Annotated in this window: 18 protein-coding genes; 11 read left to right on the top strand and 7 right to left on the bottom strand. The window is 71.5% G+C overall.

All coding sequences use genetic code 11. The annotated features are described in order from the left end of the window. The first annotated feature begins 46 nt into the window (after positions 1-46). Genes AB0G32_RS02005 through AB0G32_RS02020 form a run of 4 tightly spaced genes read left to right on the top strand, consistent with a single transcriptional unit; the run spans position 47 to position 3,159 of the window. Positions 47-424: a hypothetical protein gene (locus AB0G32_RS02005; protein WP_361156778.1), complete on the top strand. Its 378-nt coding sequence runs from the start codon at positions 47-49 to the stop codon at positions 422-424. A gap of 23 nt (positions 425-447) precedes the next feature. Further along, positions 448-1,350, top strand: a complete 903-nt coding sequence (locus tag AB0G32_RS02010) for a TatD family hydrolase (RefSeq protein ID WP_361156780.1) — start codon at positions 448-450, stop codon at positions 1,348-1,350. Between the two features lie 34 nt (positions 1,351-1,384). Further along, on the top strand, positions 1,385-2,248 hold the full coding sequence (gene rsmA, locus AB0G32_RS02015; RefSeq protein ID WP_361156783.1) for a 16S rRNA (adenine(1518)-N(6)/adenine(1519)-N(6))-dimethyltransferase RsmA: 864 nt from the start codon (positions 1,385-1,387) through the stop codon (positions 2,246-2,248). 17 nt (positions 2,249-2,265) lie between these two features. Beyond that, the gene (locus AB0G32_RS02020) at positions 2,266-3,159 is read left to right on the top strand and encodes a 4-(cytidine 5'-diphospho)-2-C-methyl-D-erythritol kinase (RefSeq protein WP_361156785.1); all 894 of its coding nucleotides are present in this window, start codon (positions 2,266-2,268) and stop codon (positions 3,157-3,159) included. A 12-nt stretch (positions 3,160-3,171) separates the two neighbouring features. Here the strand turns inward: AB0G32_RS02020 and AB0G32_RS02025 are convergent, their stop codons facing one another. Next, complete coding sequence (locus AB0G32_RS02025; RefSeq protein ID WP_361156787.1) at positions 3,172-3,786, bottom strand: Uma2 family endonuclease; 615 nt, start codon at positions 3,784-3,786, stop codon at positions 3,172-3,174. 143 nt (positions 3,787-3,929) lie between these two features. On the opposite strand from AB0G32_RS02025, the gene AB0G32_RS02030 reads away from it, so the two are divergent. Both AB0G32_RS02030 and AB0G32_RS02035 read left to right on the top strand, forming a co-directional pair. Then, the gene (locus tag AB0G32_RS02030; protein ID WP_361156789.1) at positions 3,930-5,741 is read left to right on the top strand and encodes an ABC-F family ATP-binding cassette domain-containing protein; all 1,812 of its coding nucleotides are present in this window, start codon (positions 3,930-3,932) and stop codon (positions 5,739-5,741) included. 137 nt (positions 5,742-5,878) lie between these two features. Continuing rightward, positions 5,879-6,553, top strand: a complete 675-nt coding sequence (locus tag AB0G32_RS02035; protein WP_361157159.1) for a LuxR C-terminal-related transcriptional regulator — start codon at positions 5,879-5,881, stop codon at positions 6,551-6,553. A gap of 465 nt (positions 6,554-7,018) precedes the next feature. Here the strand turns inward: AB0G32_RS02035 and AB0G32_RS02040 are convergent, their stop codons facing one another. Both AB0G32_RS02040 and AB0G32_RS02045 read right to left on the bottom strand, forming a co-directional pair. After that, positions 7,019-7,327, bottom strand: a complete 309-nt coding sequence (locus tag AB0G32_RS02040) for a hypothetical protein (protein ID WP_361156791.1) — start codon at positions 7,325-7,327, stop codon at positions 7,019-7,021. Positions 7,328-7,348: 21 nt separating this feature from the next. Then, on the bottom strand, positions 7,349-9,028 hold the full coding sequence (locus tag AB0G32_RS02045; RefSeq protein ID WP_361156794.1) for a sodium:solute symporter family protein: 1,680 nt from the start codon (positions 9,026-9,028) through the stop codon (positions 7,349-7,351). Between the two features lie 181 nt (positions 9,029-9,209). On the opposite strand from AB0G32_RS02045, the gene galT reads away from it, so the two are divergent. The 3 genes from galT to galK are packed head-to-tail and all read left to right on the top strand — an operon-like array spanning position 9,210 to position 12,422. Further along, complete coding sequence (galT, locus tag AB0G32_RS02050; RefSeq protein WP_361156796.1) at positions 9,210-10,271, top strand: galactose-1-phosphate uridylyltransferase; 1,062 nt, start codon at positions 9,210-9,212, stop codon at positions 10,269-10,271. Beyond that, positions 10,268-11,230: a UDP-glucose 4-epimerase GalE gene (galE, locus tag AB0G32_RS02055; RefSeq protein ID WP_361156799.1), complete on the top strand. Its 963-nt coding sequence runs from the start codon at positions 10,268-10,270 to the stop codon at positions 11,228-11,230. The genes galT and galE overlap by 4 nt, the downstream gene beginning before the upstream one ends. A gap of 28 nt (positions 11,231-11,258) precedes the next feature. After that, complete coding sequence (gene galK, locus AB0G32_RS02060) at positions 11,259-12,422, top strand: galactokinase (RefSeq protein ID WP_361156801.1); 1,164 nt, start codon at positions 11,259-11,261, stop codon at positions 12,420-12,422. Between the two features lie 6 nt (positions 12,423-12,428). Here the strand turns inward: galK and AB0G32_RS02065 are convergent, their stop codons facing one another. Beyond that, complete coding sequence (locus tag AB0G32_RS02065; RefSeq protein ID WP_361156803.1) at positions 12,429-12,884, bottom strand: GNAT family N-acetyltransferase; 456 nt, start codon at positions 12,882-12,884, stop codon at positions 12,429-12,431. Positions 12,885-13,215: 331 nt separating this feature from the next. Between AB0G32_RS02065 and AB0G32_RS02070 the strand changes: the two genes are divergently transcribed. Then, positions 13,216-13,992, top strand: a complete 777-nt coding sequence (locus AB0G32_RS02070) for a response regulator transcription factor (RefSeq protein ID WP_361156806.1) — start codon at positions 13,216-13,218, stop codon at positions 13,990-13,992. A gap of 20 nt (positions 13,993-14,012) precedes the next feature. Here AB0G32_RS02070 and tamR read toward each other — a convergent pair whose 3' ends face one another. After that, positions 14,013-14,510 carry a MarR family transcriptional regulator TamR gene (tamR, locus tag AB0G32_RS02075; RefSeq protein ID WP_361156808.1) on the bottom strand — a complete coding sequence of 166 codons (498 nt, stop codon included), beginning with the start codon at positions 14,508-14,510 and terminating at the stop codon, positions 14,013-14,015. Between the two features lie 141 nt (positions 14,511-14,651). On the opposite strand from tamR, the gene AB0G32_RS02080 reads away from it, so the two are divergent. Next, positions 14,652-15,473 (top strand): trans-aconitate 2-methyltransferase, encoded by an 822-nt coding sequence (locus AB0G32_RS02080; protein WP_361156811.1) that lies wholly within the window; start codon positions 14,652-14,654, stop codon positions 15,471-15,473. 215 nt (positions 15,474-15,688) lie between these two features. Here the strand turns inward: AB0G32_RS02080 and AB0G32_RS02085 are convergent, their stop codons facing one another. Together AB0G32_RS02085 and AB0G32_RS02090 are read right to left on the bottom strand one after the other, a co-directional pair. Further along, positions 15,689-16,366: a TetR/AcrR family transcriptional regulator gene (locus AB0G32_RS02085; protein ID WP_361157162.1), complete on the bottom strand. Its 678-nt coding sequence runs from the start codon at positions 16,364-16,366 to the stop codon at positions 15,689-15,691. Further along, complete coding sequence (locus tag AB0G32_RS02090; RefSeq protein ID WP_361156814.1) at positions 16,363-17,382, bottom strand: acyl-CoA desaturase; 1,020 nt, start codon at positions 17,380-17,382, stop codon at positions 16,363-16,365. Before AB0G32_RS02090 ends, AB0G32_RS02085 begins: the two co-directional genes overlap by 4 nt. Positions 17,383-17,552: the final 170 nt, after the last annotated feature.

Raw genomic sequence — 17,552 nt, forward strand, 5'->3', positions numbered from 1 at the left:
AACGGGACGCGTCCACGCCCCACCTTCGCGGACCTCTGGAGTCGGTATGAGCGAGACCACGGTGCACGAGTCGTACTCCTTCGCCTGCATGCGCTGCGGCAGCGGCTGGGAGCAGTCCTACGAGATAGAGCACCACACGGATGCCCAGGGCCGGACGTCCGTGGTGTACATCGCGGACGGGCGGGCGGTGCCCTCCCCGCTCTCCCGGCCCACCTGCCACAACTGCGACGGGCACGTCGTACGGATCATGCGGCCGGGGCGGGTCGCCTCGGCCCGGAACGCGGCGGCGCACCGCTCCTACGCCGCGGCGCCGCCGCAGGCCGGGCCGGCCGAGGCGCCGGGTACAGCGGGTGCGGACGAGCGGCGGCACTGGCACGTGGCCGACCTGCTGCACGCGCTGCATCTGTACCGCAAGGCGGCCTGACCGCCGTTTGTAGGATCGGGGGCATGCCCTCGAACGCCCCCGTCCCCGCCCGCGCCGCCGCCGACAAGAACGCGGCGCCCCCGGCGCCCGAACCCCTGCGGGTACCGGTCGCCGACTCGCACACCCACCTCGACATGCAGGCCGGCACGGTCGAGGAGAGCCTCGCGAAGGCCGCGTCGGTGGGCGTGACCACGGTCGTCCAGGTCGGCTGCGACCTCGCCGGCTCCCGCTGGGCGGCCGAGACGGCGGCGGCGTACCCGAACGTGCACGCCGCCGTCGCCCTGCATCCCAACGAGGCGCCGCGCATCGTGCACGGTGATCCTGACGGCTGGTCGCGGCAGGGGGCGCGGGTGGCGGGTGGTGCCGCGGCGCTGGACGACGCGCTCGCGGAGATCGACCGGCTGGCCGCGCTGACCCAGGTCAAGGCGGTCGGCGAGACGGGACTCGACCACTTCCGCACCGGCGAGGACGGCAGGGCGGCCCAGGAACGGTCCTTCCGCGCCCACATCGAGATCGCCAAGCGGCACGGCAAGGCACTGGTGATCCACGACCGCGACGCCCACGCCGACGTACTGCGCGTGCTGAAGGAGGAGGGCGCCCCCGAGCGCACCGTCTTCCACTGCTACTCCGGCGACGCGGAGATGGCGGAGCTGTGCGCCGCGGCCGGCTACTACCTGTCCTTCGCCGGCAACGTCACCTTCAAGAACGCCCAGAACCTGCGCGACGCCCTCGCGGTGGCCCCGCTGGACCTGGTCCTGGTGGAGACCGACGCGCCGTTCCTCACCCCGGTGCCCTACCGGGGACGGCCCAACGCCCCCTACCTGATCCCGGTCACCGTGCGCGCGATGGCCGCGGTGCGGGGGATCGAGGAGGACGCGTTGGCCGCGGCGCTGGCGGCGAACACGGCGCGGGCCTTCGGCTACTGAATCCCGGCCACTGATCCCCGGCTACCCTTGCGGGGTGAGCAGCCCCACCCCGCCCGACGCCCTCCTTGGCCCCGCCGACGTCCGTGAACTGGCGGCCGCCCTCGGCGTCCGCCCCACCAAGCAGCGCGGCCAGAACTTCGTCATCGACGCGAACACGGTCCGCCGTATCGTCCGCACCGCCGGCGTCCGCCCCGACGACGTGGTGGTCGAGGTGGGCCCGGGTCTCGGCTCGCTCACCCTGGCCCTGCTGGAGGCGGCCGACCGGGTCACCGCCGTCGAGATCGACGACGTACTGGCCGCGGCGCTCCCGGCGACGGTCGCGGCGCGGATGCCGGCGCGCGCCGACCGGTTCGCGCTGGTGCACGCCGACGCCATGCAGGTGCGGGAGCTGCCGGGGCCCGCCCCGACCGCGCTCGTCGCCAACCTGCCGTACAACGTGGCCGTGCCCGTCCTCCTGCACATGCTGGAGACCTTCCCGGGCATCGAACGCACCCTGGTCATGGTCCAGGCGGAGGTCGCCGACCGGCTGGCCGCCGGCCCCGGCTCCAAGGTGTACGGCGTGCCGTCCGTGAAGGCCAACTGGTACGCCGAGGTCAAACGGGCCGGCTCCATCGGGCGGAACGTCTTCTGGCCGGCCCCGAACGTGGACAGCGGACTCGTCTCGCTGGTGCGGCGCGCCGAGCCGCCGAAGACGACCGCCTCCCGGCCGGAGGTGTTCGCCGTGGTCGACGCGGCCTTCGCCCAGCGCCGCAAGACCCTGCGGGCCGCCCTGGCCGGGTGGGCCGGATCGGCCGCGGCCGCCGAGGCGGCGCTGGTCGCCGCGGGGGTGTCGCCGCAGGCCCGCGGGGAGTCCCTGACCGTGGCGGAGTTCGCGCGGATCGCCGAGCACAAACACTGACGGAGAGTGACAGCAACGTGAGCGTGACGGTACGTGTCCCCGCCAAGGTCAACGTCCAGCTCGCGGTGGGCCCGGCCCGCCCCGACGGCTTCCACGACCTGGCCAACGTCTTCCTCGCGGTCGGCCTCTACGACGAGGTGACGGCGTCCCCGGCCGAGACGCTGCGGATCACCTGCGCGGGGCCGGGCGCGGACCAGGTCCCGCTCGACCGCACCAACCTCGCCGCCCGAGCCGCCCTCGCGCTGGCCGAACGCCACGGCCGCGCCCCCGGGGTGCACCTCCACATCGACAAGGACATCCCCGTGGCCGGCGGCATGGCGGGCGGCAGCGCGGACGGCGCGGCGGCCCTGGTCGCCTGCGACGCGCTGTGGGGGACGGGCGCGTCCCGTGCCGAACTGCTCGACATCTGCGCCGAACTGGGCAGCGACGTGCCGTTCAGCCTGGTCGGCGGGGCGGCGCTGGGCACCGGGCGGGGCGAGCGGCTGACCGAGCTGAAGGTGGGGGGCACCTTCCACTGGGTGTTCGCGATGGCCGACCGGGGGCTGTCCACGCCGGCGGTGTTCCGGGAGTTCGACCGGCTGGGGGCGGGCGCGGACATCCCCGACCCGGTGGCCTCGCAGGCGGTACTGGACGCGCTGGCCGCAGGCGACCCGGGGGCGTTGGCGGTGGCCGTTTCGAACGACCTCCAGCCGGCCGCGCTGTCCCTGTTCCCGGAACTGGCGGACACGCTGGCGGCGGGGCGGGCGGCGGGCGCGCTGGCGGCTCTGGTCTCGGGCTCGGGCCCGACCACGGCGTTCCTCGCGGGGGACGCGGACGCGGCGGCCGTCGTCGCCGGGGTACTGCGGGCCTCCGGCACGTGCGGGACGGTGCGGGTGGCGGAGGGGGCGGCGGTGGGGGCGGTGGTGGTCTGACCGGCGGCTCGTTCAGAGCTGGTCGATGGCGGTCAGATCGATGTCGATGGTGTAGGGCTTGTCGACCTTGATCTGGTCGCGGTGCATGCCCATGTGCACGTACGCGCTGGTCATCGGGTCGAGTTCGTAGACATGGACGACGGGCCTGCCATCGGTGCCGCCCTGCTCCACCCGCCAGAAGTTCGGGATGCCGGCGGCCGCGTACTTGTGCGGCTTGGTCGTGCGGTCGCGGGACTCGGAGTCGGGGGAGACGACCTCTACGGCCAGCAGGACGGCGTCGGCCCGGTAGCTGGTCTGGGTCGGCCCGACGATCGCCTCGGCCCGGATGACGCTCACGTCGGGCTCGGGGCCGTTGTGTTCGTCGAGGACGACGGTCATCTCGCGGCTGACCCTCAGCTTGGGCGGCGCTGTGCTGCGCAGACCGCTGACCAGCAGATCGATCACGTTCGCGTGGAAACGGCGCTGCGGACTCACGAAAACCAGACTCCCGTCGATCAACTCGGTGTGCTGCGGGAGATCCGGCAGTGTGAACAGGTCGTCCACGGTGTAGCCGTCCACGGGCGGCACCGGCCAGCGCTGCTGGTGGCGGCGGTGCTCTACGGACTCGGCGGTCATGGTTCCTCCCATGGACGGGATCCTGCTGCCTGCCTCCCACGGTAGCGGGACGATCTGACATACGTCACTACAAAGAGTGACGAGCCTTGTCCGTGTTACCCGGCTCCCCGGAGGGCCTACGCTTGAAGGCTGATCGTCCCCCAGGCAGGAGAGAAATGGCCGTCAACCTGGTCAATGTCGAGAACGTCAGCAAGGTGTACGGCACCCGTGCCCTGCTGGACGGGGTGTCCCTCGGTGTCTCCGAGGGGGACCGCATCGGCGTCGTGGGCCGCAACGGAGACGGCAAGACCACGCTGATCCGGATGCTCGCCAAGCTGGAGGAGGCCGACACCGGGCGGGTCACCCACTCCGGCGGGCTGCGGCTCGGGGTGCTGACCCAGCACGACTCCCTCGACCCCGCCGCCACCGTGCGGCACGAGGTCATCGGGGACCTCGCCGACCACGAGTGGGCGGGCAACGCGAAGATCCGGGACGTGCTGACCGGGCTGTTCGGGGGGCTGGACCTGCCGGGGTTCCCGCAGGGGCTGGACACCGTGATCGGGCCGCTGTCCGGCGGTGAGCGGCGGCGGATCGCGCTGGCCCAGCTGCTCATCGAGGAACCGGACCTGGTGGTGCTCGACGAGCCCACCAACCACCTCGACGTCGAGGGCATCGCGTGGCTGGCCCGGCACCTGCGGGAGCGGCGGTCCGCGCTGGTCTGCGTCACCCACGACCGGTGGTTCCTCGACCAGGTCTGCACCCGGATGTGGGACGTGCAGCGCGGCGACGTCTACGAGTACGAGGGCGGCTACTCGGACTACGTCTTCGCCCGGGCGGAACGGGAGCGGATCGCCGCGACCGAGGAGGCCAAGCGGCAGAACCTGGTCCGCAAGGAACTGGCCTGGCTGCGGCGTGGGGCGCCCGCGCGGACCTCCAAGCCGCGGTTCCGGGTGGAGGCCGCCAATGAGCTGATCGCGGACGTGCCGCCGCCGCGGGACAGCAGTGAGCTGATGAAGTTCGCGTCGTCGCGGCTCGGGAAGACGGTCTTCGATCTGGAGGACGTGACGGTCCAGGCCGGGCCCAAGGTGCTGCTGAAGCAGCTGACCTGGCAGCTCGGGCCGGGGGACCGGATCGGTCTGGTCGGGGTCAACGGCGCGGGCAAGACCTCGCTGCTGCGGGCGCTCGCCGAGGCCGCGTACAGCGACGGCGAGCGGCAGCCGGCCGGTGGCCGGGTCAAGGTCGGCCGGACGGTGAAGCTGGCCTATCTGTCGCAGGAGGTCGCCGAACTCGACCCCGAGTGGCGGGTGCTGGAAGCCGTGCAGGCGGTCCGGGAGCGCGTCGACCTGGGCAAGGGGCGGGAGATGACCGCCGGGCAGCTGTGCGAGACGTTCGGCTTCGGGAAAGAGAAGCAGTGGACGCCGGTGGGGGACCTGTCGGGCGGTGAGCGGCGGCGGCTCCAGATCCTGCGGCTGCTGATGGACGAGCCGAACGTGCTCTTCCTCGACGAGCCCACGAACGACCTCGACATCGAGACGCTGACCCAGCTCGAGGATCTGCTCGACGGCTGGCCCGGGTCGATGATCGTCATCTCCCACGACCGGTTCTTCGTGGAGCGGACCACCGACCGGGTGTTCGCGCTGCTCGGGGACGGTGCGCTGCGGATGCTGCCGCGCGGGATCGACGAGTACCTGGAGCGACGGCGGCGGATGGAGGAGGCGGCCGCGGCTGTACCGGCCGCGCCCGCCGCCGCGGTGGACAGGGGCGTCGAGAAGAACGCCGCCGATCAGCGGGCCGCGAAGAAGGAACTCCAGAAGATCGAGCGGCAGTTGGACAAGATCTCCGAGAAGGAGAGCAAGCTGCACGCGCGGATCGCGGAGAACGCGACGGATTTCGCGAAGGTGGCCGAGCTGGACGCCGAGTTGCGGGAGCTGTCCGGGCAGCGCGACGAGCTGGAGATGCGCTGGCTGGAACTGGCGGAGGACGCCTGACCCGGTCGTAATGCGAGGAATTTCGGTGATCCGGGGCAGTTCTCGCCGGTAGGGGGAGCGCGACGTCGAACAAGCGTGTAGCTTCCGGGGGCAGGTCGGGGGACTGTGGGTGACCGCAGGGGGACTGGGGGGTGGCAGTGGGAGTGCGGCTGATGGTGGTCGACGACCACCGATTGCTCGCCGAGGCGCTGGCCTCGGCGTTGAAGCTGCGGGGGCACCGGGTGCTGGCCGCGGCGGCGCCGGCCGCGGGGGCGGCGGAGCTGGTGATCAGCCGGGCGCCGGAGGTCTGCCTGATGGGGACAGCGACGCCGGCCGAGCCGGGGATCTTCGATCCGGTGGTACGGATCAAGCGGGACCGGCCGCAGGTGGCGGTGCTGGTGCTGGGGCCGGTGCCGAGTCCGCGCGGCATCGCCGCGGCGTTCGCGTCGGGGGCGTCGGGGTACGTCCGGCACGACGAGCGGATAGAGGGCGTCGAGCGGGCGATCATGAAGGCGCGGGCGGGGGAGGCGGCGGTGGCGCCCGCGCTGCTTCAGGGGGCCTTCGCCGAACTGCTGAATCCCGCCGCGCAGCCCGATGACGAGGGGCAGCGGCTGCTTCAGCTGCTGACGCCCCGGGAGCTGGAAGTGCTGATGCGGGTCGCGGAGGGTGAGGACACCCGGCTGATCGCGGCCGGGATGGGGATCGCGCCGTCCACCGCGCGCACCCATGTGCAGCGGGTGCTGATGAAACTCGGGGTGGGGTCGAGGCTTGAGGCGGCTGCGCTGGCGGCGCGGACGGGGTTGCTCGACCGGGCGGGGGCCTCCGGCGGTTGAGCGGGGCGCCTGCGGCGGCCTGCGCGGGTTTGGTGGGGGTGCGCGTAGCGCCTTCGGTTTGGTTGTGGGTCGGGGCCGGGGTGGGGGGTGTCCGTCCTCGGAACGGCGCGGAATCGGTCTCCTACGGGGGTGAACCGGGTTGACGCGCCAACCGCTGCGGGCGGACACCCCCCACCCCGTCCCCTTCCCGCCGTACGCGAGTGCGAGTACGTACCCACTCGGCCGTGGGGGGCCGCCCAACCGCGGGCATTCGTGCCTCCCCCAGTGCCTGAACGGCCTGGGTGGTACCCCCAGGGGCGATGGGGGTCCCCCCGCTCGAGCGAAGCCGAGAGTGGGGGAGGGTGGGCGCGGCGGCACCCGGGCAGCGCCGGGTCGCGCCACGCCCCGGCCCCAGCCATCGCGCCGGGTGCCACGTCACGCCGGTGGCGCTGATCGGCACCCGGCGTCAGCCGCCGCGCCCCGCGCCTACTCCCCGTCGTTCGCCGGAGGCGGCGGTGGGGCCGTCGGGCGCAGTTTCAGCCAGGCCAGGAAGAACAGGCCCAGCACCAGCATCCCCAGCCCGGTCCACAGGTTGATGTTCACGCCCTCGGCCTTGTCGATGTCCGCGTCGGACGCCGTCAGGCCCGCGATCGTGACGATCACGCCGTACAGGGCGAACAGCCCGCCGATGATCCGTCGGATGTCGAACAGCCGCGCGGCCGTCGCCGACTTGGTCTCCAGCTCGGAGACCTCCCGCTCGACGTCCTTTTCCGGCTTCCCGAATTCAGAAGACATGTTCTCTCAATCCTCCCGCGATCAGAACGAGAACGGGATGTAGCAGGCGGCCGCCAGTACGATCGCGCCCCAGCCCAGCAGCGCCGGCTTCCGGTACCACGCGTCGTCGCCCTCGGCGGGCTTCTCGGTCATGCCGGGGGACCGCGTGCCGTAGACCAGGCCCTGCAGTTCCGCGGCCGGCTTCGGGGCGGTGAAGAGGGACACGGCCACCATGACCACCGCGCCCGCGACGAACCCGACGATCGCCGAGACGAAGTTGGCCCCCTGGTCGGAGGGGATGTCGATGACGCCCTGCTTGTAGATCCAGAAGTAGTTCACCATCGCCGCCACGGTGCCCGCGAGCAGGCCCCAGAAGCCGGACTTCACCGACGCCCGCTTCCAGAACATGCCGATGATGAAGACCACGAACATCGGCACGTTGAAGAAGGAGAACAGCGTCTGGAGGTACGCCATGATGTTGGAGAAGGACTGGGCGAGGAAGGCCGTGCCGATGGACGCCAGTACGCCGATGACCGTGATGAGGCGGCCGAACTTCAGGTAGTACGTGTCCGGCTCCCCCTTCTTCACGTACTTCGCCCAGATGTCGGTGGTGAACACCGTGTTGAAGGACGACACGTTGGCCGCCATGCCGGCCATGAACGCCGCCAGCAGACCGGTCACCGCGATGCCGAGCACCCCGTTGGGCAGGAACTGCTCCATCAGGTACGGGATCGCGTCGTTGTACTGGAGGTCGGAGCCGGCGGTGCCGATCTTGGGGACCAGGGCGGCCGCCACCAGGCCCGGGATCATCACCAGGAAGACGATGAAGATCTTCGGGAACGCCGCGATGAGGGGGGTGCGCTTCGCGGCGGACAGGTTCTTCGCGGACAGCGCGCGCTGCACCTCCGCGAAGTTGGTGGTCCAGTAGCCGAAGCCGAGGACGAAGCCGAGGCCCAGCACGATGGTCAGCCAGTTGGCGCCCAGCGGGTTGTCGTTGCCGATGCCCGTGCCGCCCCAGGACGTCATGAAGTCGCTGCCGTGCTGCGCGGAGAGGGTGTCGGACAGGCCGTCCCAGCCGCCGACCTTCTTCAGGCCGAGGATGGTGATCGGGATGAGCGCCGCCAGGATCACGAAGAACTGGAGGACCTCGTTGTAGATCGCGGAGGACAGGCCGCCGAGGGTGATGTACGCGAGGACGAAGGCGCCCGCGACCACGATCGAGACCCACAGGGGCCAGCCGAGGAGGGCCTCGACGACGATGGCCAGGGCGTAGAGGTTGACGCCCGCGATCAGGATCGCCGCGATGGCGAACAGGATCGAGCTGAGCAGGTGGGCGGAGCGGTCGAAGCGCAGGAGGAGGAACTCCGGGACCGAGCGGACCTTGCTGCCGTAGTAGAACGGCATCATCACCAGGCCCAGGAAGACCATCGCCGGGATCGCGCCGATCCAGTACCAGTGGGTCGTGTAGACGCCGTACTGGGCGCTGTTGGCGGCCATGCCGAGGATCTCGGTGGCGCCCAGGTTGGCCGCGACGAAGGCGAGTCCGGTGACCCACGCGGGCAGGGAGCGGCCGGAGAGGAAGAAGTCCAGGCTGGTCCGGACCGAGCGGCGGGCGGCCAGGCCGATGCCGAGGACGACCAGGAAGTAGATGGCCAGGATCGTGTAGTCGAGCCAGTTGGTGGGGAGGCGGAGCTCCGCCGCAAGGTATGTGGGGGTTTGCATGCGTACTCGCTTCGTTGCGTGAACCGATCAGAGCGGAATCTATGCCTCCGTCTTCAGAAAATGAACACTTTCGATGGTGTTCTTTGATTGATTGTGATGATCGAGGGGGGTGGTGAGTTGTGGAGTGTTATGTTGGATTGTGTTGAGTGCTTGGGCGGGTAGTGGCGTGAGGAGTCCGGCAGTGAAGAAGACCTCGACCCGGCTGGCCGACGGTCGCGAGCTGATCTACTACGACCTGCGCGACGACGTCGTACGGGACGCGGTGGACCGCCGTCCGCTGGAGCCGACCGTGACCTCGTCCCAGGTCCGCCGGGACGTGCTGCTGGGGGACGCGGTCGCGGTCGCCTCGCACCGCCAGGGGCGGACGTACCACCCGCCCGCCGACCAGTGCCCGCTGTGCCCGACGCGGGGTGAGCGGCTGAGCGAGATCCCGGACTCGTCGTACGACGTGGCCGTCTTCGAGAACCGTTTCCCCTCGCTGGCCGGCGACTCCGGGCGGTGCGAAGTCGTCTGCTTCACCTCCGACCACGACGCCTCCTTCGCCGACCTGAGCGAGGAGCACGCCCGGCTCGTCCTCGACGCCTGGACGGACCGCACGTCCGAGCTGTCGCATCTGTCCTCCGTCGAACAGGTCTTCTGTTTCGAGAACCGGGGTGCCGAGATCGGTGTGACGCTGGGTCACCCGCACGGGCAGATCTACGCCTACCCCTTCACCACCCCCCGCACCGCCCTGATGCTGCGGCAGGTGGCCGCCCACAAGGAGGCGACCGGCGGCGAGAACCTGTTCGACGCCGTGCTGCGCAGCGAACTGGACGACGAGCGGGTCGTGCTGGAGGGCGAGCACTGGATCGCCTTCGTGCCCTACGCCGCGCACTGGCCCTACGAGGTGCACCTGTATCCGAAGCGGCGGGTCGCCGATCTGCTGGGCCTCGACGAGGCGGCGCGCACAGAGTTCCCCCAGGTGTATCTGGAACTGTTGCGGCGGTTCGACCGGATCTTCGGCGAGGGTGAGCCCCCCACGCCCTACATCGCCGCCTGGCACCAGGCGCCGTTCGGGCAGCTGGAGGAGTTCGAGGGGGTGACGCGGGACGACTTCGCGTTGCATCTCGAGCTTTTCACCATTCGCCGTACGTCCGGCAAGCTGAAGTTCCTCGCGGGCTCCGAGTCCGGCATGAATGTGTTCATCAACGACGTGCCGCCGGAGCGCGCGGCCGAGCGACTGCGAGAGGTAGCGAGTTCATGAGCGCGAAGTACCTGGTGACGGGTGGCGCGGGGTATGTCGGCAGCGTCGTCGCCCAGCATCTGATGGAGGCCGGGCACGAGGTCGTCGTCCTCGACAACCTGTCGACCGGATTCCGGGAGGGCGTGCCGGCCGGGGCCTCGTTCGTGGAGGGCGACATCCGCGACGCCGGCAAGTGGCTGGACCCGTCTTTCGACGGTGTGCTGCACTTCGCCGCCTTCTCGCAGGTCGGCGAGTCCGTGGCGAAGCCCGAGAAGTACTGGGACAACAACGTCGGCGGGACCATGGCGCTGCTCGGCGCCATGCGGGAAGCGGGCGTGCGGCGGCTGGTCTTCTCGTCGACGGCGGCCACGTACGGCGAGCCGCGGCAGGTGCCGATCGTGGAGTCCGCGCCGACCGCGCCGACCAACCCCTACGGCGCCACCAAGCTCGCCGTCGACCACATGATCAGCGGGGAGGCCGCCGCGCATGGGCTGGGGGCCGTCTCGCTGCGGTACTTCAATGTCGCGGGCGCGTACGGGGAGTACGGCGAGCGGCATGATCCCGAGTCGCATCTGATCCCGCTGGTGCTCCAGGTCGCGCAGGGGCGGCGGGAAGCCGTCTCGGTCTTCGGGGACGACTATCCGACGGCGGACGGGACCTGTGTACGGGACTACATTCACGTCGCGGATCTCGCGGAGGCGCATCTGCTGGCGCTGGGCGCGGCGAGCCCCGGTGAGCACCTGATCTGCAACCTCGGCAACGGGAACGGGTTCTCGGTGCGGCAGGTCATCGAGACCGTGCGGCAGGTCACCGGGCATCCGATCCCCGAGGTCGTGGCAGCTCGGCGCGGTGGTGACCCGGCGGTGCTGGTCGCCTCGGCCGACACCGCGCGGGAGAAACTGGGCTGGCGTCCGTCGCGCGCCGACCTCGCCGGGATCGTCGCGGACGCCTGGGAGTTCGCGCAGCGGCGCGCCAACTGAAACGCAGGAAAGGTCAGGGATTCAGCGGATGAGCGTCGACACGGCGGCCGAGGTCGCGCAGCGGTTCACGCGGCTGTACGGGAGCGAGCCGGAGGGGGTGTGGGCGGCCCCCGGGCGCGTCAACCTCATCGGTGAGCACACCGACTACAACGACGGCTTCGTGATGCCGTTCGCGCTGCCGCACACGGCGGTGGCGGCCGTGACGCCGCGCACCGACGGCGTACTGCGGCTGCACTCGGCGGACGTCGAGGGCGGTGTCGCCGAGCTGCGGGTGGCCGACCTGACGCCGGAGAGCGACCGGAACTGGACGGCGTACCCGTCCGGGGTGGTGTGGGCGCTGCGCGAGGCCGGGCACGAGGTGACGGGCGCCGACATCCATCTGGCGTCCACGGTTCCGGCGGGCGCGGGGCTGTCGTCCTCGGCGGCGCTGGAGGTCGTCGTCGCGCTCGCGCTGAACGACCTGTTCGGGCTGGGGCTGCGCGGCTGGCAGCTGGCCCGGCTGTGCCAGCGGGCGGAGAACGTGTACGTGGGCGCGCCGGTCGGGATCATGGATCAGACGGCTTCTGCTTGTTGTGAGGCCGGGCACGCGCTGTTCCTGGACACCCGGGACCTGTCCCAGCGCCAGGTGCCGTTCGACCTGGCGGCCGAGGGGCTGCGGCTGCTCGTGGTCGACACGCAGGTCAAGCACTCGCACAGCGAGGGCGAGTACGGCAAGCGGCGGGCCGGCTGCGAGCAGGGCGCCGCACTGCTGGGCGTGAACGCCCTGCGGGACATCCCCTACGAGGAACTGGACGCGGCCCTGGAGCGGCTCGGCGACGAGGCGGAGGTACGGCGGCTGGTCCGGCACGTCGTCACCGAGGACCAGCGGGTCGAGCGGGTGGTGGCGCTGCTGGCGGCCGGGGAGCCGCGGGCCATCGGGCCGGTGCTGGTCGAGGGGCACGTCTCGCTGCGGGACGACTTCCGGATCTCCTGCCCGGAGCTGGACCTGGTCGTCGACACCGCCCTGGAGTCCGGCGCGCTCGGCGCGCGGATGACCGGCGGCGGGTTCGGCGGCTCGGCCATCGTGCTGGTGGAGGCCGCCGACGTGGAGGCGGTCGGCAAGGCGGTGGAGACCGCGTTCGCGGCGGCCGGGTTCACCGCGCCGCGCACCTTCGAAGCGGTGCCGGCGGCCGGAGCGCGGCGGCTGGCGTAGTGCGTTTCAGGTCAACTGTTTGACCAAGGTGTACTCGGTGATCCCCGGCGGATAGTCGGGGATCACGCACACCACGTCGTAGCCCCGGCGGCGGTAGAACTCCGGGGCCTGGAAGTCCCAGGTCTCCACGCGGGCCGCCCGGCAGTGCCGGGCGGCGACCGCGATCCGCTCCGCCTCCGCCAGGAGCCGGGAGCCCAGCCCCGCGCCCCGGTGGCGGGCGTCCACCCACAGGTACGTCACGTGCAGCCAGGTCGCCCAGGTGTGGCCGACCAGGCCGCCGGCCACCCGGTCCGGCCCCTCCATGAGCCAGACGTGCAGCGGGACTTCGCGATCGTGAGGGGTTCCGCGCAGCCCGCGCAGCACGGGCGAGGCCGCCGTGTTCGTCTCCCGCAGACGACTGTGCAGGATGTCGCGTCGTGCTCTGTCGACTTCTGTCTCAAGGCGAAACATGCGGCTCACCATAAACGTGCCGGACCGCCAGTTCTGCAAATAGCCTTCCGCTCCCGCCCCTCGTCCGTACCCTGATGGACAGCACCGGTGGGGGCCGGTGCCGATCAGGGGGCGAGACAGTCGGGTACGACGCCCGGGGCGGGGTAGCGATCTCTGTGCGGCGGCGGCCGTGCGGTGGTGGCGGCCGTGCCGGGCCAGGGTGCCGGACGCGGCGTCGAGCAGTGCGGCAGCGTCAGCAGGCACAGGCGGATACGGGCGCCCCGGGCGTCGTACCCGCGCTGATGTCGTCCTTTGAGACTGGGTAGTCCCCCGCTCCATGGCGGAGCGTGGGGAAGGGGGTCACGTGGTTCGCATCCGAGTCCTGGTCGTCGACGACCATCGTATTTTCGCCGAGTCGCTCGCCGCGGCGCTGGCCGCCGAGCCGGACGTCGACGTCTCCGCGGCGGGCAGCGGCCCGGCCGCGCTGCGCTGCCTGGAGCGGGCGGCGTCCGAGGGGCGGCGGTTCGACGTGCTGCTGGTCGACGCCGACCTCGGCGGCGCCATGCCCGGGGCGCGGCCCGCCGTGCCGGTACGGGACACCGACGAGGACCGGATCGTGGACGGGATCTCGCTGGTCACCGGCGTACGGACGACGTACCCCGCGGTACGGACCGTGGTGCTCGCCGAGAAGGACGATCCGCGGCGGGCGGCGCTCGCCCTCCAGGCCGGGGCGTCCGGCTGGGTGGCGAAGGACTGCTCGCTGTCCCGGCTGCTCACCGTCATCCGCGGGGTGCTGCGCGACGAGACGCATCTGCCGGCCGCCCTGCTCACCGGCGTGCTGCGCGAGCTGACCGCCGCCCGCAAGCACCGCACCGAGAGCGAGCGGCTGGTGGAGTCGCTGACGCCGCGGGAGCGGGAAGTACTGCGCTGCATGGTGGCCGGGCTGGGCCGCAAGGCGGTGGCGGAGCGGCTGTTCCTGTCCCCGCACACCGTGCGGACGCACATGCAGAACGTGCTCGGCAAGCTCGGCGTGCACTCCACGCTGGCCGCCGTCGCGCTGGCCCGGCGGGCCGGCGTCGGCCCGGTCGACCTGGGCACCCCCGGCGGGCGGCTCGGCGCGGAGGAGACGCACACCGCCTGACGGCGGCCCGCCGGTCCGGTTCAGCCGGGGATGTTGTCGAAGGGGGCGGTCAACTGGCGCAGCAGCCCGGCCAGTTCGACACGCTGGGCGCCGGACAGCTCGGCCAGGATGGCCCGCTCCTGGGCCAGCAGTCCGGCCAGCGCCTGATCGGCCCGGTCCTGGCCCTCGGCGGTGAGCCGGACCAGCACCCCGCGCCGGTCGCTCGGGTCGGGCAGCCGCTCCACCAGGCCCTTCTTGGCCAGCCGGTCGATGCGGTTGGTCATCGTGCCGGACGTGACCAGGGTCTGGGTGAGGAGCTGGCCCGGGGAGAGCTGGTACGGGGTGCCCGCGCGGCGCAGCGCGGTGAGCACGTCGAACTCCCAGGGCTCCAGCTGATGCTCGGCGAAGGCCAGCCGGCGGGCCCGGTCCAGGTGCCGGGCCAGCCGGCTCACCCGGCTGAGCACCTCGAGCGGTTCCACGTCGAGGTCCGGGCGCTCCCGGCGCCACGCTGCGACCAGTCGATCGACCTCGTCCTCCATGACGATCAGTGTAGTGGTTGTGTCGATGTGAAGTCTCTTGATGCCAACTATCTTGACATGAAGATAATTTGAGGGTCAGGCTGGAACACCCGTCGTAGAGGTAGATGTAGACGTAGCCGTAGACCCGCTCCGGGAGGCCCCATGCCCGCCACTGCCCCCACCTGGGACCCCGCCCAGTACCTGCGCCACGCCGGTCACCGCGCCCGCCCCTTCACCGACCTGCTGGCCCGCGTCCCCGGACTGCCCGGCGACCCGCCGCGCATCGCCGACCTGGGCTGCGGCCCCGGCACCGCCACCGTGCTGCTCACCGAGCGCTGGCCCACCGCCCGCGTCACCGGCTACGACAACGCGCCGGCCATGCTGGACCGGGCCCGCGAGCAGGCCGGCCCCACCCCGGCGGGCGGCCGGCTCGACTTCGCCACCGCCGACGTCCGCACCTGGACCCCCGCCGAACCGCACGACCTGATCATCAGCAACGCCACCCTCCAGTGGGTGCCCGGCCACCGCGAGCGGTTCGCCGACTGGATCGCCGGCCTCGCCCCCGGCGGCACCCTCGCCTTCCAGGTCCCCGGCAACTTCGACGCCCCCAGCCACCGCCTGATGCGCGAACTGGCCGCCGCACCGCGGTGGCGGGCCCGCCTCGCCGGTGTCCTGCGGCACGGCGACGCCGTCCACACCCCCGGCGAGTACCTCGCCGACCTCACCGCCCTCGGCTGCGCCGCCGACGTCTGGGAGACCACCTACGTCCACCTGCTGACCGGCCCGGACCCGGTCCTCGACTGGGTGCGCGGGACCGGGCTGCGGCCGGTGCTGGACGCCCTCGACGACGACCCCCAGGCCCGGGACGCCTTCGTCGAGGAGTACCGCACGGTGCTGCGCGCCGCCTATCCGCCGGGGCCGCACGGCACGCCGTTCCCGTTCCGGCGGGTGTTCGCGGTGGCACGCACGGGGGCAGCGGCGTGATCACCGGGACCGGCCGGGTGCGGCTCGCCGCGAACGGGCCGTACGGGCCGTACGGGGAGATCGTCGCGTGCGCGGCCACCGCCCGGGGCGGCGGAAGGGCGCCGTCGAAGGCGTAGTAGAGGGGAAGCCCAGCCGCTCGACCGGTGATTCCGGCTTGGAGACGTCCAGCTGCGTGCCCCGGCCGCCGCGAGGACCGGCGGTGATGGCCGCCGCCGCTAACTCTTGCGGTGCCCGATCAGCCGCGGCTTCTGGTTCAGTCCGTCCAGCCCGTGCCAGGCCAGATTGACCAGATGGGCGGCGACCTCCGCCTTCTTCGGCCGGCGCACGTCCAGCCACCACTGGCCGGTCAGCGCCACCATGCCGACCAGCGCCTGCGCGTACAGCGGGGCCAGCTTGGAGTCGAAGCCGCGGTTCTTGAACTCGCGGCCCAGGATGTCCTCCACCTGGGTGGCGATGTCCGAGATCAGGGAGGCGAAGGAACCCGTGGACTGGGGGATCGGGGAGTCGCGGACCAGGATGCGGAAACCGTCCGTGTACTCCTCGATGTAGTCGAGCAGCGCGAACGCCGCCTGCTCGCACAGCTCCCGCGGGTGCCCGGCGGTCAGCGACGACGTCACCATGTCGAGCAGCCGCCGCATCTCGCGGTCCACCACCACCGCGTAGAGCCCCTCCTTGCCGCCGAAGTGCTCGTACACCACCGGCTTGGACACCCCCGCCTTCGCGGCGATCTCCTCCACCGACGTGCCCTCGAAACCCTTCGCGGCGAAGAGGGTGCGACCGATCTCCAGCAACTGTTGGCGGCGCTCGGCACCGGTCATCCGGGTGCGGCGCGCGCGCCGCGGCTTGTCGTTGCCTGGGGTACTGCTGGAGTCGGTCGCCACGGCTTCCACTATGCCGCCTTGACCGTCTCCTTCCGGCGGCGGGAGCCGTTCTCGTCCGGCTCCCGGCGCGAATCGATACGTGAGCGTGACGGCCAGCGCACGTCGTAGGCCCAGCCGAGCTTCTCGAAGATCCGGATGAACCGCGCCGAGGAGTCGATCTGGCCGCGCTCCACCCCGTGCCGCGCGGAGGTCGGGTCGGCGTGGTGCAGGTTGTGCCAGGACTCACCGCAGGACAGCACCGCCAGCCACCACACATTGCCGGACCGGTCCCGCGACTTGAACGGGCGCTTGCCGACCGCGTGACAGATCGAGTTGATCGACCAGGTGACGTGGTGCAGCAGCGCCACCCGGACGAGTGAACCCCAGAAGAACGCGGTGAACGCGCCCCACCAGGACATCGTCACCAGACCGCCGATCAGCGCCGGCAGCGCCAGCGAGGCCGCCGTCCACAGCACGAACTGGCGGGAGATCGCCCGCAGCGTGCCGTCCTTGATCAGATCCGGCGCGTACTTCTCCTGCGAGGTCTGCTCCTCGTCGAACATCCATGCGATGTGGGCCCACCACAAGCCCTTCATCAGCGCCGGAACCGTCTCCCCGTACCGCCACGGCGAGTGCGGGTCGCCCTCGGCGTCGGAGAACTTGTGATGCTTGCGGTGGTCGGCGACCCAGCGCACCAGCGGCCCCTCGACCGCCATCGACCCGGCGATCGCCAGCGCGATCTTGAGCGGCCGCCTGGCCTTGAAGGAACCGTGGGTGAAGTGACGGTGGAAACCGATGGTGATGCCGTGGCACCCGAGGAAGTAGAAGAAGACGAGGAGGCCGAGGTCCAGCCAGCTCACGCCCCACCCCCAGGCCAGCGGCACCGCCGCCGCCAGCGCCAGGAACGGAACCGTGATGAACAGCAGCAGGGTGATCTGCTCGATCGAACGCTTGCGCTCACCGCCCAGCGTCGCGGGAGCGGCGGCGAGGCCGGGAGAGTCGTCGGGAGCCTTCGGAGAGTCCGGGATCACATCGGAACTCGTGGTCATGCGCGTCCCCTGGGGGGTCGAGGGTAGAGGTCAGGATGCCGGGCCGCGGACACCGTGCGGTCGTTCCTACGGTTCCGTAACCTACGGCAACGTAAGTATGGCAGCGCGTAGTCGCTCAGCAAGAGCCCGTGAGCCTGCGCGTCCCGGTGGACACCTATCCTGGGAGTCGG

Source organism: Streptomyces sp. NPDC023723, from assembly GCF_040639815.1.
Classification (GTDB): domain Bacteria; phylum Actinomycetota; class Actinomycetes; order Streptomycetales; family Streptomycetaceae; genus Streptomyces.

Coding starts and splice junctions, on each gene's coding strand:
- AB0G32_RS02005 (WP_361156778.1), top strand. CDS start 47: ATGAGCGAGACCACGGTGCACGAGTCGTACTCCTTCGCCTGCATGCGC.
- AB0G32_RS02010 (WP_361156780.1), top strand. CDS start 448: ATGCCCTCGAACGCCCCCGTCCCCGCCCGCGCCGCCGCCGACAAGAAC.
- AB0G32_RS02025 (WP_361156787.1), bottom strand. CDS start 3,786: ATGGGAGGAACCATGACCGCCGAGTCCGTAGAGCACCGCCGCCACCAG.
- AB0G32_RS02030 (WP_361156789.1), top strand. CDS start 3,930: ATGGCCGTCAACCTGGTCAATGTCGAGAACGTCAGCAAGGTGTACGGC.
- AB0G32_RS02040 (WP_361156791.1), bottom strand. CDS start 7,327: ATGTCTTCTGAATTCGGGAAGCCGGAAAAGGACGTCGAGCGGGAGGTC.
- AB0G32_RS02045 (WP_361156794.1), bottom strand. CDS start 9,028: ATGCAAACCCCCACATACCTTGCGGCGGAGCTCCGCCTCCCCACCAAC.
- galE (WP_361156799.1), top strand. CDS start 10,268: ATGAGCGCGAAGTACCTGGTGACGGGTGGCGCGGGGTATGTCGGCAGC.
- galK (WP_361156801.1), top strand. CDS start 11,259: ATGAGCGTCGACACGGCGGCCGAGGTCGCGCAGCGGTTCACGCGGCTG.
- AB0G32_RS02065 (WP_361156803.1), bottom strand. CDS start 12,884: ATGGTGAGCCGCATGTTTCGCCTTGAGACAGAAGTCGACAGAGCACGA.
- tamR (WP_361156808.1), bottom strand. CDS start 14,510: ATGGAGGACGAGGTCGATCGACTGGTCGCAGCGTGGCGCCGGGAGCGC.
- AB0G32_RS02080 (WP_361156811.1), top strand. CDS start 14,652: ATGCCCGCCACTGCCCCCACCTGGGACCCCGCCCAGTACCTGCGCCAC.
- AB0G32_RS02090 (WP_361156814.1), bottom strand. CDS start 17,382: ATGACCACGAGTTCCGATGTGATCCCGGACTCTCCGAAGGCTCCCGAC.